This window comes from Granulicella sibirica (assembly GCF_004115155.1).
GTDB lineage: Bacteria > Acidobacteriota > Terriglobia > Terriglobales > Acidobacteriaceae > Edaphobacter > Edaphobacter sibiricus.
The window spans coordinates 2540507-2558148 of sequence record NZ_RDSM01000001.1 but is presented as its reverse complement, the minus strand read 5'-3'; the positions used below and the strand labels follow the sequence as shown (position 1 = coordinate 2558148).

Below are 17642 nucleotides of genomic sequence, written 5' to 3'. Positions count from 1 at the left end.
GGAATCCACTTTTGCTCTCGCCGTCGCTATGGCTTTCGCTCTTGCCTTTGTCTTCTTGGTTGTCATTCCCGAAGGGAATCTGCGTCTCGCACTTGCCGCTGCCTGTTCTACGCCGTCATCCTGAGCACCGCGAGGGCCCCCTGTATTTGGTCCTTGCCATCGCCCTGGCCCTCCTAACTCAGCCCACCCACGCCCAGGACCTCCGCTACCTCCACCACCAATCCTGGTCCACCGAAGACGGCCTCCCCCAGAACAGCGTCCACCAGATCCTCCAAACCCCAGACGGTTTCCTCTGGCTCTCAACCGAAGCCGGCATAGCCCGCTTCGACGGCATCGCCTTCAAGACCTTCAGCCATACCAACGACCCCGCCTTCCTCAGCGACGACGCCTGCTGCCTCGCCTCCAGCACCAACGGCGACCTCTGGATTGGCACCCCCGACGGCCTCATCCTCTACCGCAACCAGCACTTCAAACGCTTCGACGAAAAGAACGGCCTCCCGTCCCGCACCGTCCGCGCCCTGCAACCCTCCCGTGACGGCTCCCTCTTCATCACCACAGACAACGGCTCCGCCCAGTGGATACCAGACCACTTCATCACCGCTCCAACTCAGCCCTCCAGCCCGGGCATCAATGCTCCGGACGGCAGCATCTGGACCTACACCAACACTGAAGTCAGCCGCCACTCAAGCACTTCGTCGAAGCAGTGGAAGGTAGGCGCCACCCTCCCGGGAACCCGGGTCGAAACCCTCTTCGTTGATCGCGCCGGAACCGCATGGATCGGCACCAACGACGGCCTCTCTATCCTCACAAAAGACGCCTCCACCGCGACCCCAGTCCCCGCCCTCAACGGCAACCCCGTCCTCCAGGTCTTCGAGGACACCGAAGGAAACTACTGGATCGGCACCGAATCCTCCGGCCTCCACATCCTTCGCCCCCAGAAGTTCCGTACCGAGCCCTCCCTCGAGAACCAGGCCGTCACCGCCATCACGGAGACCGGCAACCACACCATCTGGATCGGGACCCGAGAAGACGGACTCCGTGGCCTGGGCCCTGGAGTCACTCCCCACCCCGAAACCCTCACCAGCCCCGTAATCCTTTCGCTCGCCCCCGGCCTTCAAGGAAGCGTCTGGGCTGGCACCCCCGACGGCCTCAACCACGTCGCCGCCAACGGAAATGTCCAGCACATCACTTCCGCCGAGGGCCTCCCCGACGACTACATTCAATCCCTGCTCGCAGACCCCGACGGCTCCGTCTGGATCGGAACCCGCCACGGCCTCGTCCACCTCACCGGCGATAAAATGGAGATACTCACCCGCGCCCAGGGCCTCGGCGGAGACCTCATCGGAACCCTCTTCCGCGCCCAGAACGGTACGCTGTGGATAGGCACCTCCACCGGTCTCTCCACCCTCGCTCCCGACGGCAAGATCGACACCTTCACCACCCGCAACGGCCTCCCTGAAGGCATCGTCACGGCCATCACCGAAGACCGCGAAGGAGAACTCTGGGTCGCCACCAAGGGCGTCGGCCTAAGCCGCCTCATCCAAAACACCTTCCATTCAATCGACGTCGAAGCGCTGAGCAGCCCCATCAACGGCATCTCCGCCGGCCCCCAGGGCTACCTCTGGCTCCGCCGCGACCGGGGCATCGACCGCATCCTCATCGCCGGCCTCGACAAGTGCGCCGAAACCAACACCCCCTGCACGCCCAACAGTAACCACTACGGCCTCGCCGACGGCATGCCCAGCGAAGAGAAGGTAGCCGCCGGCTCCCCCGTCCTCTGGTCCATGGCCAACGGCGAGCTCTGGTTCTCCACCCGCCGCGGCGTAGCCATCCTTGACCCAGCCCACCTCCCCATCAATCCCATCCCACCGCCCGTCGCCATCGAGCAGTTCTCCGTCGACGAACTCCCCATCGACACCACCGCCAATCCCATCCAGATCCCCTTCGGCCACACCCGCTTCACGATCGACTACGCCGCCCTCAGCTTCACCGCGCCTTCCGAGATCCGCTACCGCTTCCTCCTCGAAGGCTTCGACCGCGCCTGGACCGACGCCGGCACCCGCCGCACCGCCACGTACACCAATCTGCCCCCCGGCGGCTACACCTTCCGCGTCCAGGCCATGAACAACGACGGCCTCTGGAACGAAGCCGGAGCCACCCTCCCCTTCCGCGTCATCCCGCCCTTCTATCGCAGATGGTGGTTCGCCACCCTCGTAATCCTGGCCATCGCGGCCATCTCGATCGCCCTTTACCGCCTCCGCCTCCGCCGCCTCCAGGCCCGCTTCGATCTCGTCCTCAACGAGCGCAACCGCATGGCCCGCGAGATCCACGACACCCTCGCCCAGGACTTCGTCGGCGTCTCCATCCAGCTCGACATCGTCTCCCAACTCCTCCAGCTCACCAAGGTCGAAGCCGCCATCAAGCAGGTCCAGCAGACCCGCAAGCTCGTCACCGACGGCCTCGCCGATGCCCGTCAAAGCATCTGGGAGCTCCGCGCCAACCTGTCCCAGGACAGCCTTCCCACCCGCCTCGCCAAGGTCGTAGAACGCTACTCCGGCGACACCCTCAAGATTCACCTGAAGATCAGCGGAGCCTACCGCCAACTCGACAACCGCATCGAGAATGAAGTCCTCCGCATCGCCCAGGAATCCCTCTCGAACATCCAGCGCCACGCCCGCGCCGCCGAGGCCTCTATCGACCTCTTCTACGAAAGCGATATGCTTGTCCTCATCGTCGAGGACAAGGGCCAGGGCTTCGCCATGGACGAAGCCGCAAAGGCTCAGGGTCACTTCGGACTAAGCGGCATGAACGAACGGGCCAAAGTTCTCGGAGCCAGTCTTGACATCGTAAGCAGCCTCGGCAAGGGAACGAAGATCACCCTCTCCACCCCCATCGCCGGAGCAAAGGAGTAACACCGTGTCCGATCCAATCCGCATCATGCTGGTCGAAGACCACCAGGTCGTGCGCCAGGGACTCGTCGCCCTGCTCTCCTCCATCGACGAACTCGAAGTCGTCGGATCTGTCGGAGACGGAGTCGAAGCAGTCGCCATGTTCCGCACCCTCAAACCCGACGTCACCCTCATGGACCTCCAACTCCCCAAAATGGGCGGCGTCGAAGCCATCAAGCAAATCCGTGCCGAGTTCCCCGAAGCCCGCGTCGTCGTCCTGACCACCTACGATGGCGACGAAGACATCTTCCGCGCCCTCCAGGCCGGGGCCAGGGGCTACATGCTTAAAGGCATGCCCTTCGACGAGCTCCTCAAGACCATCCAGGCCGTCCACGCCGGCAAATCCCGCATCACCTCGCCCGTGGCCGAAAAGCTCGCCGAGCGCGTCAGCGGCCAGCAGCTCACCGCCCGCGAGCTCAGTGTCCTCGAACGCATCGTCGCCGGTCGTGCCAACAAGGAGATCGCCGCCGACCTCTTCATCTCCGAAGCCACGGTGAAGACCCACGTCAACAGCCTGCTCGGCAAACTGGGAGTCGTCGACCGCACCCAGGCCGCAACCGTAGCCCTCCAACGCGGCTTCGTGCATCTCGGGTGACCCCTTTGCGACTCTGGATTATCTGTCTCCTCGCATTCTGCCTGCCTCATCTGGCCCTGAGCGCCCAGCCCAAACCCACATGGCGCGCCGCCACCCCCGCCGAGCTCGAAGCCTTCCTCCCCGCTCGCGCCCCCGTCGAAAAAGAACGCATCGAGACCGAACTCCGCACCGCCACCGGCATCACCGACGACCACGGCCACACCATCGCCGCCGTCGTCCTCATCACCGCCGGATACGCCGCCGACGGCAAGTACTCGCACTATCTCCTCACCCAAAGCCCCCTGCACCTCGGCACCGAGATCACCCTCCCCGCAGGGGCCTACGTCCTAGGCTGGAGCCGCGGCCCCGACGGCCTCCTCGTCCACATCTTCGACGCCGCCACCGGAGCCGAACGCGGCAACGTAGCCGCGCACGCCTCGAAGCAGCCCATCCGCATCGAGTCCTTCAAGATCTGGCCCCCCGCCGATCGCCCCACCATCCAGATCGGCCGCTTCCTCCTCCCCTACACTCTCGAGCCATAGCGATGCGCGCAAAAAAAGCACCCCGTTTCCGGGGCGCTGGAGGAGTGTTGATGAGATCTTTGCTTCCTCAACATTAGGTCCGGTTCACCCTCCGGTCACGCCCCCACGGGATGAATCCCACTCCACCTTTGGATGGACGAATGGATGGGCTGAGTCCGCAGCCCATGCCCAGCCATCTATGATTCAATGAGTCAGTAGCGTCCGAGGCAAAACATGCTGTACACCTGTAGCGGAGTTCGAATGCCCATGGCCATGCCAGCCCCAGGCGGCACGAAGCCAGCGTAGACGCAGGACCCCGCTTCCGCAGCGACCCCCGCCTCTCTGAGCAGCCGTCTGGGGCCAACTCCCCCGATCCCGTCCCATGGCCCGTTCTCGCTCAGCAACCCAGGAGGTTCCTTGTCCGATCGTCCCGATTTCCAGCCGTCCACCCTCGTCATCCATTCCAATCGCAGCTACGAGAAGCAGTCGAACTCCATCCTCTTCCCCATCCACCAGACCGCCACCTATATCCATGAGAGCGTCGGCGTCACCAAGGGCTACGGCTACTCGCGCGGTGCGAACCCCACCGTCAACGCCCTCGAACAGGCCATCGCCGCCATCGAAGGCACCGAGTACGCCCTCTGCTTCCGTTCCGGCATGTCCGCCATCACCACCCTCTGCCTTGCCCTCCTCAAAGCCGGCGACCACGTCATCCTCTCCGACGTCATCTATGGCGGAACCGCCCGCCTCTTCCATCAGGTCCTCGAAAACTTCGCCGTCGAGTACACCTACGCCGACACCTCCAGCGTCGAGGCCACCGAGCAGGCCATCCGCCCCAACACCCGCCTCATCTTCATCGAAACCCCCGCCAACCCCACCCTCAAGCTCTCCGATGTCCGCGCCATCGCCGACCTCGCCCACTCCCACGAGAACATCCTCCTCGCCGTCGACAACACCTTCCTCACCCCGCTCCTGCAGAACTGCCTCTCGCTCGGCGCGGACATCTCCATGCTCTCCACCACCAAGTACATCGACGGCCACAACGCCACCATCGGCGGCTCCCTCGCGACCAACAACGCGGAGCACACCGAGCGCCTCCGCTTCGTCCGCAAGATCATAGGCAGCATCGCGTCCCCTTTCGACGCCTGGCTCACTCTCCAGGGCGTCAAGACCCTCCCGGCCCGTCTCGCCATGCACTGCAGCCACGCCGGCCAGATCGCCAAGTGGCTCGAAGACCATCCCCGCGTCGCCCGCGTCTACTATCCCGGCCTTGACTCCTTCCCCCAGAAGGCCCTCGCCGAAAAGCAGCAGAAGGCCTTCGGCGGCATGCTCTCCTTCGAGCTCAAAGCCTCTACCGAGGACTCCCTTCACTTCATCGAAGCCCTCAAGCTCTGCACCTGCGCCGAGAGCCTCGGAAGCGTCGAAACCCTCATCACCAATCCGGCGACCGCCTCCCACTGCGACATCCCTCTCGAAACCCGCCAGCGCCTCGGCATCTCCGACCATCTCATCCGCCTCTCCGTAGGCCTCGAAGCCCCGCAGGACCTCATCGCCGACTTCGAGCAAGCCTTCGCAAGAATCTTCCCCACTACCTAGCCGCATCCGCCTTTCTGGCTGTCCTTCGCGAAGGGAATCTGCGGTCGCCTTCCGCCAGACAATCACAACAGCCGGGTACCCCACCTTAGCCGGGTGCCCCACCTTCGCCGACAGCAACATCGTCGGCTAAGGTGGGGAGCCCATACCGCCGACGAGCAGGTGATCGCTGCCTGCAATCCTCCCCACTCGCCGCCGGATATCATGCAGGCATCATCGCGATTCCGAGGAGCCGCATTGCTCAAACGCCTCACAACCCTCGCCCTCTTCACCCTGACCGTCGCCGCCCAGGCCCGCATCGTCCGCGTCGAGCTCAAACCCGCCCCAGCTGAAGTCACCAGGGACGTCCCCGCCACCTACCGCGTCCTCTCCGGCTACGCCTACGGTGAAGTCGACCCGCACGACCCCCACAACCGCATCATTCAGGACATCGACCACACCCCCCTGAACCCCCGGGGCATGGTCGAATACACCGCAACTTTCACCCTCTACGCCCCGCTCCACCCATCCCCCAAGGCCGTCCTCTTCTACGATGTCGTCAACCGCGGCAGCCCCGCCCTGCCCCGCGAATACGCCAACGGAGACTTCTTCCTGGTCTCCGGCTGGCAGGGCGACATCCCCTTCGAAGGCCGCACCAGTGGCGGAGGCCACGCCGAAACCATCCGCGTCCCCATCGCGCGTAATCCCGATGGCTCCCCTATCACCGGCTCCGTCTTCGCCCGCTTCATGGACGAACCCGCCGGCCGTGAGACCCTCGCCCTCGCCCACTCCATCACCTACGGTGCGAACGACCTCCCGCCCACCCCAGTCGACCTCGACACCACCCACGCCCACCTCATCACCAGGAAGTACGAAGACATCGACGGAGCAGTCGCCGGCCAATCTGAAATCCCCCCAACCGACTGGTCCTGGGCCGACTGCGAAACCGGCACACCCGATCCCGCAAAGATCTGCCTCAAGCAAGGAGCCGACCCCGCCCTCCTCTACGAACTGCGATACACCGCTAAAGACCCTCTCGTGATGGGCCTCGGCTTCGCCGCCGTTCGCGACCTGAACGCCTTCCTCATGACAAGCCCAGGCGGAGAAGGCTTCGAAAACCCTGTGGCCGGACACGCCCGAGCCGCCATCGCTGCCGGCGTCTCGCAATCGGGAAATTTCCTCCGCAGCTTCCTCAACCTGGGCTTCAATGAAGACGAATCCGGCCACATCGTCTTCGCCGGCCTTATGCCCATCATCTCGGCCCGCCAGGTACCACTCAACGTCCGCTTCGGCGTCCCCGGCGGAACCAGCATGCTCTTCGAGATCGGCACCGACGGAGCCAACTGGTACGCCCCCACACCCGACCCCATCCGCCACAACCCCACCGCCGGAGAGCTCGACCGCTGCACCGCCACCCACACCTGCCCCAAAATCATCGAACTTCTCGGCTCAGCCGAGTTCTACTCCCTCCGCGCCTCCATGGGCTTTGTAGGAACCACCGCCGCAGCCGATCTGCCCCTCCCCGCCAACGTCCGCCGCTTCTACTTCGCCGGTACCACCCACGGCGGAGGTCCCGGCGGCTTCTCGATCACCCCGCACCCCCTCGCCAACTGCACCCTCCCGGCAAACCCAAACCCCGAAACCCCCACCCGCCGCGCCCTCATCCTCGCCCTCAGGCAGTGGGTCGTCGACGACACCGCCCCGCCCGACAACATCTACCCCACCCTCCAGGCCAAAACCCTCGCCCCCGCCGCACAGGTCCTCTCCACCTTCCCCCGCATCCCCGGCGCGCCTCTCCCCCACGATGTCTTCAACCCCAACCTCATCTACGCCCTCGGCCCCGAATTCCGCGCCAACGACCTCTCCGGCATAGCCCCCGCGCAACCCCTCACCATCCTCGGAGCCACTCCCGCCGTCCTACCCACCCTCGACCCCGACGGCAACGAGATCGGCGGCATCCACAGCCCCCTCCAGGACGCCCCCCTCGGCACCTACACCGGCTGGAACCCGGTCAACGGCGGCTTCCGCAAGGGCCAGTTCTGCTCCCTCACCGGCGGTTACATCCCCTTCCCCGCCACCGCCGCCGAGCGCTCCGCCACCCATGACCCTCGCCCGTCACTTGAAGAACGCTACCCCACCCACGCCGCCTACGTCACCCGCGTCCGCACCGCCGCCGAAGCGCTCGTAAAGCAGCGCTTACTTCTACCCGACGACGCCGAAAAGCTCATCCACCAGGCCGAACAAGCCCCCGTCCCACGCTAACCAGCCGACAACCCGGGTGCCCCACATCTCGCCTCTGAGATGTGGGACCCACATCCTTCCAATCGCCCAGCCTCAACCAGCCGCAGCCTTCTCCAGCGCCGCGATATCGAACTTCACCATCGACATCATCGCCTTCATCCCGCCCGGCGTAGAAACCAGCTTCTGAAGCCGTGCTGGCACAATCTGCCAGCAGAGCCCGTACTTATCCTTCAACCACCCGCAGGCCATCGGAGATCCCCCCTCCACCAGCTTGTCCCAGTACCCGTCGATCTCCTCCTGCGTCTCACACACCACCGAGAAGGAAAACGCCTCCGTCAAAGGATGGCCAGGCCCACCGTTGAGAAACGTCATCTGCTGCCCCTCAAGCTCAAGCGTGATCACCATCAGCGACCCCGCTGGCGCAGGCGCACCTGCTGGAGCCCGCAACTCGCTTACCTTGCGCCCCGAAGCAAACACCGAAAGATAGAAATCGGCGGCATCCTCGGCATCGGTGTTGAACCAGAGAAACGGCGTGATCTTATGCATGCAGCACCCGCGAAAGGAGATTTCAAGACTCGCCGAAAATCCTACCTCGTCTTCGGAGCCATGTCGTCAAAAAGAGACAAAGAAAGACCGCGTTACGGAGCCACCATCGCCGTTGCTCTTGCACTTGTCTCTCTGGTTGTCATTTCCGAAGGGAATCTGCGTTTGTAGTTGCGTTTGCCTGGAACCCCGGGTGCCCCATCTTCGCCGACAGCCTTATCGTCGGCTAAGGTGGGAGATCCGCAACGCTCAATCACCGAGCCTTTGCCTCTACTTCTTCTTCTCAAAACTCAAAGAAGCACTATTGATACAAAACCTCTGCCCTGTAGGCCGGGGTCCATCCGGAAACACATGCCCAAGATGCGCCCCACAGGTCGAGCACGTAGCCTCGACCCGCCGCATCCCATGCGACCGGTCCTCATGCAACTCCACCGCATCCGGCGTCACCGTCGTCCAGAAACTGGGCCATCCACTCCCCGACTCGAACTTCGTATCCGAAGTAAACAGCTCTGCTCCACAGGCACCGCACCGGTAAATCCCATCCTCATGGTTATTCACCAGCGCGCCCGTAAACGCCCGCTCCGTGCCTTTTTCCCGCATGATGTAGTACTGCTCCGGAGTCAGCAACTGCCGCCACTCCTCATCCGTCTTCTCAACCTTCTTCACCGCTTCAGCCATAGCTCGAAACCTCGTCCCTGTTGGATGCGGTAACCCGCACTCCGTTTCCGCCCGCTAGCCCTTTGCGATGACCTCGATCTCTACCAGCGCATCCTTCGGCAGACCCGCCACCTGCACCGTCGACCGCGCCGGAGCCACCACGCCCTCAGGCGCAAGATAAGTCGCGTACACCGCATTCATCGCCGCAAAATCGCTCATCTGCTTCAGAAACACCGTCGTCTTCACCACGTGCTCCAGCCCAAATCCAGCCTTCGCCAGCACCGCCTTCAAATTCTCGAGCACCCGCGTCGTCTGTTCCGTGATCCCACCCGCAACCATCTCCCCGGTCTTCGGATCCAGCCCCACCTGCCCCGAGCTGAACAACATATCGCCCACCCGGATAGCCTGGGAGTAGGGGCCAATCGCGGCCGGAGCATCTGTCGTTGCAATCACGTTCTTATCGGTAGTCGTCTGCGTCGTCATACAGGCATTTTCGCCCCACCCCGCCCCGAAGGCAACCACCACCGGCAACGCCCTATCCCCGCAGCACCCAGGCGACGCAGCGTTGCACAAGCGCCGTCTGGGACAACGGCAGCAGCGTAAACCCAAGCGCGATCATGATCGCGTACGGAACCCACGTCGACCGGTGAATCCGCCGCAGTGACCACACGTCATAAGCAAAAAGCAGCAAGGGAAGCGCAAGGTACACCGCAAGCGTTCCGAGCACCTCATGATGCAGAATAGGCCACCGGTCGATCGCCGGCGCAATGATCGCCAGCGTGCTCATCACCATCAGTCTCTTGTGCGAAGCCGGTTTCCTCCTGTCCAGCAACCCCCACGTAATCAACCCCGCGAACAGGATCAGCGGTTCAAGATCCCCCACCAGCAGGATCTGCGGTGGCACCGGAGTCCCGGAGCGCCGGATCGAATCGAACACCGTCAGCGTGCCAAACACAATCATCAACGGCGGCAGAATCAGCCCCAGAATCCCAAGCGTCATGTGCCATCGCACCCGCCGCGCCGCGACCAACCCCGTCTGCACCAACAGAAGCAGAATCCATGAGACAAAGAGCGCGCCATGAATATGAACCAGCGCATTCGGCAGCTTCGCCCGCACCATGCCCGCCAGAAAGTAGCTCTCGGCAAAGCCATAGACGACGACCGCCAGAATCACAAGAGTCATCGCCGGAAAGAAGATGTCGTCAGCACGCACATTGGCCCTGGGTCGTACCATCGTCGCCATCGTTTCCAATTCCTCAGTTCTGCGGGGTGATTGGCAACAGCTTAACATCGCCCCGGCATGCGACCGCCAGAATCCCGCCCTAACATCGTGCTTTGAATCCGGCATCCGTTTCGTCCCGCATCCACGGTGAGATCAAGCGCAATCTTATGAGTGCTTTGCCCACCTTGACACTTTTTGCCCAAACCGGGGGTACCCGCGCATCCAATCTCCCATGCCCGACCTGACCTACCCACCCGCCCGCAAAGTCGACCAGACCGACACCTACTTCGGCACCGAAATCTCCGACCCCTACCGCTGGATGGAAGACGTCGACGCTCCCGAGCTCAAGCAGTGGGTCGACGCCGAAAACGCCCTCACCCAGTCCTGGCTCGACGAGGTCCCCCAGCGCGAATCCCTCCGCACCCGCCTCATGGCCCTCACCAACTACGAGCGCTACTCCGCCCCCACCCGCCACGGCACCCGCTACTTCTACAGCCACAACACCGGCCTCCAGAATCAGGCCATCCTCTTCTGGCAGGAGGGCCTCGACGGCACCCCCCACGTCCTCATCGACCCGAACACCCTCTCCACCGACGGCACCGTAGCCCTCAACGGCATCAGCATCACCGACGACGGCACCCTCATGGACTACGCCATCTCCGACGCCGGCTCCGACTGGGTCAAGTGGCGCGTCCGCGACATCGCCACCGGGCAGGACCTCCCCGACATCGTCGAGTGGTCCAAATTCTCGAGTGCCACCTGGCTCAAGGACAACTCCGGCTTCTTCTACCAGGGCTACGAGCGCCCCGCCGACATCACCCCCGAAGACGCCCTCAAGTCCGCCAACTACTTCCACAAGATCTACTTCCACAAGCTCGGCACTCCACAGTCCGAAGACCTCCTCATCTTCGACCGTCCCGACGACCGCGAGCTCAACATGGGCTGCGCCATCACCGACGACGGCCGCTACCTCATCATCAGCCAGTCCCGAGGCACCAGCCCCAACAACCAGGTGACCATCAAGGACCTCACCCAGCCCGACTCCTCGCCCATCCTCCTCGTCACCACCGAAGAAGCCGCCTTCGACCCCATCGACAACGACGGCTCCTACTTCTGGTTCCGCACCACCCTCGACGCCCCCAACTCCAAAGTCATCGGCATCGACTTAGCGCAACAGGACCTCACCAACCCATCCCGCGACCACTGGCAGACCCTCATCCCCGAGTCCACCAACCCCCTCGACTCCGTCTCCATGGTCCACAACACCCTCATCGCCCAGTACCTCAAGGACGCCCAGAGCCACATCCAGCTCCACGCCCCCACCGGCGAGCTCCTCCACACCTTCGCCCTCCCCGCCATCGGCACCGCCGACGGCTTCGACGGCAAGCGCACCGACACCGAGACCTTCTTCACCTTCACTAACTTCACCACTCCGGCCACCGTCTATCGCCTCGACCTCACCACCCTCGAAACCACCCCCTACCGCCGCCCCAACGTAGCCTTCGACCCGTCGCTCTTCGAAACCAGACAGGTCTTCTACCCAAGCAAGGACGGCACCCGCATCCCCCTCTTCCTCACCCACCGCAAGGGCATCACGCTCGACGGCCAGAACCCTACCCTCCTCTACGGCTATGGCGGCTTCAACATAGCCCTGCCACCCGCTTTCGCGCCCGCCTACGTCCTCTGGATGGAGATGGGCGGCATCTACGCCCAGGCCGGCCTCCGCGGCGGCGGCGAGTACGGCGAAGCCTGGCACGAAGCCGGCACAAAGCTCAAAAAGCAGAACGTCTTCGACGACTTCATCGCCGCCGCCGAGTACCTCATCGCCGAGCGCTACACCAGCCCCGCCAAACTGGCCATCTCCGGCGGAAGCAACGGCGGCCTCCTCGTCGGAGCCTGCGAACTCCAGCGTCCCGACCTCTTCGCAGCCGCCATCGCCCAAGTCGCCGTCATGGACATGCTCCGCTTCGACAAGTTCACCATCGGCTGGGCCTGGAAGGCCGACTACGGCTCCCCCTCCGAGAACGAAGAAGAATTCCGAGCCATCTACCGTTACTCCCCCCTGCACAACATCGTCCCCGGCAGAAAGTACCCCGCCACCCTCATCACCACCGCCGACCACGACGACCGCGTCTTCCCCGCCCACAGCTTCAAGTACGCCGCCGCCCTGCAAGCCGCCGCCCCACCCCATTCCGAAGCCAACCCGCTCCTCATCCGCATCGAAACCCGCGCCGGCCACGGAGCCGGCATGCCCCTCAGCAAGCGCGTAGAGCTAACCGCCGACCAGTATGCCTTCCTCACCCGCACCTTGGAGATGTGCTACTGACTCCTCTTACCAGATAGAGGCTGCCCAAGCACAACATCAGGACAAGGCTCTGGATCCTACACGGTCTAAGACGGATTCACGGTGGTGACAGCACCCGAACCGATGATCAGTGACGCCACTTTTCATCTTCCTAAATCCTGGAGCTGGAAACTGGACTGCGATAATTGGAATCAGCGCAATCCAGTAGGAAGATCTGCATGAACACGCCGAATCGAAAGACCGAAGCTGTACCTGATGTTACGGCCGGTTAGTGAGTGGCATGGACACCTCCCTACGGTAGGATCGTGAGGATATGCATACAAGAGAATCGTTTGCCGGCGAGATCCGAGAATCTCATTCGTCGCCGGAAGCTACCGAGTCCGGAATCGGCGGTGGGCATCTTGTTGGTCGCGTCGGACCGCTCGATCTTCTCTTCTTTCTTCTGACATCTGCCAGTCTCGTAGTTCTTTGCCTGGTCCGATCGCGCACGAGGCTGATGTGGTCCGACGAGCTACTCGGCTACGGCGTTCTAACTGCACCCTCCCTCCGGGATACGCTTGCTGGGTGGTATCAGGGAGCCGATGGTGGCGGGATCTTCTTCTATCTGTTCGGGCGCATATGGATGGAGGTATTCCACCCCTCGGCGCTCTCGGTGCGGCTCTACTCCACCTTCAGCTTTATCGGTTCCATTGGCTTGATCTGGTGGGTCGCACGGCGCTTCTACGCATTCGCGCCAGTTGCAATTGGGGTCTTCTTCGTTTATCTGACCCCGGACGTAGTGATGTGGCAGGAGGTGAACGGGCGCTTTTACGGCTTCTTCATGTTCGCCGCTGCGCTGGCTGTCACCATGACGCTCCTGACAGCGGAAAAAGATAGGCTGACGACAGTTGAGCTGATAGGCACAGCCGCCGCTCATGCTTTGCTCATCGGCAGCCATATTCTTGGCTTGGTCTACAGCGCGTCGCTGATCGTCGCTCTTGCAGTGCTCGATCTTAGTCGACGCCGCATCCGTTGGAAGCTCTACGCGTCCGCGCTCGGGGGATGGATCATGCTGCCCATCTCAGCGCACGCGATCCTTGCCAGCACATCGATCGCAGAGAAGACCTTCTGGACAACCAAACCAAGGCTCATCGACCTGACCTATGGGGCCACGCTCTTCGATCAGTGGATGATCCACCAACTCCTCTTCGCCATCGCTCTTTTCAACGTTGGCTACCTCATGCGTGGAAGAGCAGATGGGCACCCTACTGGAACCGGTTTTACCAAGTCATACCATCCCGCAGTCTTCACCGTGGTCGGGGCGATCTTCCTGGCGGAAGTGGTGCTGTTTGCGAAGTCACGTTTTGGCATATCGGTCTTTGCCGACCGGTATCTGCTACCGATCGGCTTGGCACTGGTTTTATTGATCGCAGAGGGGTTGAGCCCATTTTTCAGAGATTCTTTCTTCGCGAAGAGGTCATCGGCATGGCGTTCCGCCGCTGTCGCCGCCATTCTCCTCGTTGCTTTCTCGAGCCGATCGATAAGAAAAATACCTTACGATTTCGTATATCCTCGCGTTGGCTATCCGGAGAGGCTTCTCAACCATCTCCCACCTGAGAAGACGATTGTCGTCACCTTCATGCCGACGTTCCTGCTACTAAGGGCATATGATCCCACGCATCACTATGTTTACCTGCTGGATCGAACATATGACCGTTCCCCTCGCGCATCCATGGAAGATCACTCTCTTCAGCATCTGATGGAGAATTGGAAGAACGCAGGCTTGGCAAAGGACGACATTCTATCCTTCGAAGACATTCTCTCCGCTGACAACAACTTCACGCTTCTGACCGATCCGAGCCGCGATATCTGGCTGAAAGATCGCCTGTCTGAGCCGTCGCTATCCCTGCAGCCGGTAACTTCTTATGATGAGTGGTTTCAGGTAAAAGTCTGGACCGTCCAGCGCCGGGATTCCCATGCGGCCCGCCAGTAGCCGTAATTGAATTCAACAACTGGATCCTCATCACCCGCGCACGTCTTTCAACTTGGGCAACAGGCACCTTCCGCAATTTAAGAACCAGCTGATTCAAAAGCCCGTGCACCTCCTATACCCCTGACGGGCATGGGAGCAACGCCTCCCGCACCCCCAAAAGCGCCCAATGAGCTCCGCGATTTTCGTATGACGCCAAAATAAATTTGGAGAAAAGCATGCGAAATTACAGGCAAATTCGCATGTCAAGCCCTGAATCGACCTAACTCACACATTCTAAATAAGATGGAGATGTCCTTTTAGTTATGGTCGATTCCATAAAATAAATAGTAGAAATGAAGGACCGAAAGGAGATCAAAGACGAAAATGATTCGTCGGACACCGGCCGAAGCGGGGCTAAGTCCTTTGTTTGCTAATTTTTGCGGCTAAGTGCCTGTCTTTGCAATGGTTTACACCAGATCACTCCCGGTAAGCCATTCAAACGAAAGGGCTTGCGCCCAGGCAATGGGGAGGGGGGGGTACCCTAGATCTTCGTAACCCGATGCACGTCCCTCACCCCGGGCACCTTACGCAGGTTCAGCACCAGCCGATTCAAATGCCGCACATCCACTGTCTCCACCACGAAGTCGACGATCGCATTCCCATCGGCCGTAGGCTTCGAATCCACGCTCCGGATATTCGTTCCATCATCTGAAATGATGGCGGTAAACTCCTTCAGCATGCCTGTCCGATCGTCGCAAAGAACGGTCAGCTTCACTGGATACGTCTGCGCCTTCACCGCACCTGCTTCAGCCGGAGGCGAAGACCACTCCACCTGGATCCGCCGATCCGACTCGTATAGCAGGTTCTGCACATTCGGACACGACCGCGCATGCACCGCGACACCCTTGCCTCGCGTCACATAACCGACGATCTCTTCTCCCCGAATCGGATTGCAACATCGAGCCCGATAAACGAGCAGATCATCCTGCCCCTCCACCTGCAGCGAGTCCGATCCCTTGCCAAAGAAAACCCGCTTCACCGCATCGGACATCTGCCCGATCGCGTTCCCAACCCCACCCTCCGGCGCCACAGGCTCCGCGGCCAGCGTCGAACCCGGCTCCAGCTTATTCAAAACCTGCCGCGAAGAGTATTTCCCAAACCCGATTCCCGCGAGAAGCTCCGCCTGCGTCCCAAGCCCATACTCACTCGCGACCTTGTCATAGTCCGCCTCGTGGTATTTGCTCAGCACCATCTTGTACTTCCGCGCCTCGCGCTCCAGCAGCTTCCTGCCGATCTCGATCGCGCGTTCCCGCTGGTGCTCATTGAGCCAGTGCTTGATCTTGTTCCGAGCGCGCGAGCTCTTCGTAAAGCTCAGCCAATCTCTACTCGGAGCATGTCCAGCCTGCGTCGAGATCTCGACAATGTCGCCATTCCGAAGCCGAGTCCGCAGCGGAACGATGCGTCCATTCACCTTCGCACCTGTAGTCGTATTCCCAACCTCGGTATGAATCGCATACGCGAAGTCGATCGGGCTCGCATCCTTCGGCAGCACGACAACCTTGCCCTTCGGCGTAAACGTGTAAACCTCCTCCGGATACATATCCATCTTCAGCGTGGACATGAACTCGTTCGGATCGCTCATCTCCCTCTGCCAGTCGAGCATCTGCCTTACCCAAACCAGCCTCTGCTCGTCCTTCGCCGTGACGTTATCGCTCGCCTTGTACTTCCAGTGCGCCGCGATCCCCTCCTCGGCGATACGGTGCATATCCTCCGTGCGAATCTGCACCTCGAACTGGTGTCCACCCGGCGCAATCAGCGTCGTATGGAGCGATTGGTACCCATTCGACCGCGGCATCGCGATGAAGTCCTTGATCCGCCCCGGAACTGGTCGCCAGATCGAGTGCAGCAACCCAAGCAGCGCGTAGCAGTCCTGCACCGAGTTACAAATCACCCGCAGCGCGAACAGGTCGTACACCTGGTCCACCGGAATCTTCTGCGTCGAGAGCTTCTGCTGGATCGAGTAAAGCCTCTTGATCCGCGACTCGACCCGCCCCTTGATCCCATGCTCCCGAAGCTTCTCCTCAAGCTCCTTCACCACCTTATGCAGGAATGTCTCACCCTCGCCCCGCAGCGCATCGACCTCCGTCGAAACCTGCTCGTACGCATACGGGTCGGTATACCGGAACGCAAGATCCTCAAGCTCTCCGCGCAGCTTGCCCATACCAAGCCGATGCGCCAGCGGAGCATAGATGTCCAGCGTCTCCCGCGCGATCTTCTGCTGCTTCTCGACCGGTAGATGCTTCAGCGTCCGCATGTTATGCAGCCGATCCGCCAGCTTGATGATGACCACCCGGACATCCGTGACCATCGCCAGAAGCATCTTGCGGATGTTCTCTGCCTGGTGATCCTCACGGTTTGCGAACTTGATCTTGTCGAGCTTCGTCACTCCCTCGACGATGTGCGCCACCTGCTCGCCGAACTTCACCGCGATCTCCGGCGAAGTCACATCCGTATCCTCGACCGCGTCATGCAGAAGCCCCGCCGCAATCGCTGTCGAGTCCATCTTCAACTCCGCCAGCAACTGCCCCACTTCCAGCGGATGAATCACATACGCTTCGCCGCTCCGTCTCTTCTGCCCCTCGTGCTGCTGCAGACAGAACGACCACGCCTTGCGAATAATCTCAAGGTCATCGTGCGGACGGTTCTCGCGCACCGTGCGCAGAAGCCTTACAAAGTTTTCATCGACCTCGCGAACGTCGGATTCCGAGAATCCCGAAAGATTCTTCGCTGCGGACTCACCCTCCCGCAGAGATATCTCCGCCTGCGGCACAGCCCCAGTGAAGCTTCCACTCGGCTCATCCAGATCCCGAATCGCAATCGCCTCGGGCGACCCAACGGGCTGCATCGGCGCAACCGCCGGCAGCGCCGCTTCCATCTCAATTCCCGCTTCGGAACTCACGACAGTTGAGCTGCCACCAGCAGCATCCGGCACGGTCGCCACCCCGGCGCCGCCTGTCACATCGAACATCTCTCCCCCAGCCTTCGGGGAGCCGGGACGATCGATTGCCATAGGCTATTATAGGCCGCTTATGCAACCCTCAACGCCTG

Annotated in this window: 12 protein-coding genes; 7 read left to right on the top strand and 5 right to left on the bottom strand. The window is 61.8% G+C overall.

The genetic code is table 11. The features are described 5' to 3' along the window. Positions 1-146 precede the first annotated feature (146 nt). From GRAN_RS10655 to GRAN_RS10635, 5 genes are all read left to right on the top strand, one after another. Complete coding sequence (locus tag GRAN_RS10655; RefSeq protein WP_161570926.1) at positions 147-2912, top strand: sensor histidine kinase; 2766 nt, start codon at positions 147-149, stop codon at positions 2910-2912. A 4-nt stretch (positions 2913-2916) separates the two neighbouring features. Beyond that, positions 2917-3543, top strand: a complete 627-nt coding sequence (locus tag GRAN_RS10650) for a response regulator (protein ID WP_128912840.1) — start codon at positions 2917-2919, stop codon at positions 3541-3543. Between the two features lie 5 nt (positions 3544-3548). Next, complete coding sequence (locus GRAN_RS10645; protein WP_241654458.1) at positions 3549-4064, top strand: hypothetical protein; 516 nt, start codon at positions 3549-3551, stop codon at positions 4062-4064. A 396-nt stretch (positions 4065-4460) separates the two neighbouring features. After that, positions 4461-5639 (top strand): trans-sulfuration enzyme family protein, encoded by a 1179-nt coding sequence (locus tag GRAN_RS10640; RefSeq protein ID WP_128912838.1) that lies wholly within the window; start codon positions 4461-4463, stop codon positions 5637-5639. Positions 5640-5873: 234 nt separating this feature from the next. Next, positions 5874-7877: an alpha/beta hydrolase domain-containing protein gene (locus GRAN_RS10635; protein WP_128912837.1), complete on the top strand. Its 2004-nt coding sequence runs from the start codon at positions 5874-5876 to the stop codon at positions 7875-7877. Positions 7878-7949: 72 nt separating this feature from the next. On the opposite strand, the gene GRAN_RS10630 is transcribed toward GRAN_RS10635, so the two are convergent. From GRAN_RS10630 to GRAN_RS10615, 4 genes are all read right to left on the bottom strand, one after another. Next, positions 7950-8402 (bottom strand): VOC family protein, encoded by a 453-nt coding sequence (locus tag GRAN_RS10630; RefSeq protein WP_128912836.1) that lies wholly within the window; start codon positions 8400-8402, stop codon positions 7950-7952. Positions 8403-8669: 267 nt separating this feature from the next. After that, a complete protein-coding gene (msrB, locus tag GRAN_RS10625; RefSeq protein ID WP_128912835.1) occupies positions 8670-9077 on the bottom strand; it encodes a peptide-methionine (R)-S-oxide reductase MsrB in 408 nt (135 codons plus the stop codon). 54 nt (positions 9078-9131) lie between these two features. Continuing rightward, the gene (locus GRAN_RS10620; RefSeq protein WP_128913092.1) at positions 9132-9539 is read right to left on the bottom strand and encodes a RidA family protein; all 408 of its coding nucleotides are present in this window, start codon (positions 9537-9539) and stop codon (positions 9132-9134) included. A gap of 52 nt (positions 9540-9591) precedes the next feature. Beyond that, positions 9592-10290: a hypothetical protein gene (locus GRAN_RS10615; RefSeq protein WP_241654457.1), complete on the bottom strand. Its 699-nt coding sequence runs from the start codon at positions 10288-10290 to the stop codon at positions 9592-9594. A 220-nt stretch (positions 10291-10510) separates the two neighbouring features. Here GRAN_RS10615 and GRAN_RS10610 point away from each other — a divergent pair, with 220 nt between their 5' ends. Both GRAN_RS10610 and GRAN_RS10605 read left to right on the top strand, forming a co-directional pair. Then, positions 10511-12604, top strand: a complete 2094-nt coding sequence (locus GRAN_RS10610; protein WP_128912833.1) for a prolyl oligopeptidase family serine peptidase — start codon at positions 10511-10513, stop codon at positions 12602-12604. Positions 12605-12896: 292 nt separating this feature from the next. Then, positions 12897-14555: a glycosyltransferase family protein gene (locus GRAN_RS10605; protein ID WP_128912832.1), complete on the top strand. Its 1659-nt coding sequence runs from the start codon at positions 12897-12899 to the stop codon at positions 14553-14555. Between the two features lie 520 nt (positions 14556-15075). On the opposite strand, the gene GRAN_RS10600 is transcribed toward GRAN_RS10605, so the two are convergent. Continuing rightward, positions 15076-17604, bottom strand: coding sequence for a RelA/SpoT family protein (locus tag GRAN_RS10600; RefSeq protein WP_241654456.1), 2529 nt, complete (start codon positions 17602-17604; stop codon positions 15076-15078). Positions 17605-17642: the final 38 nt, after the last annotated feature.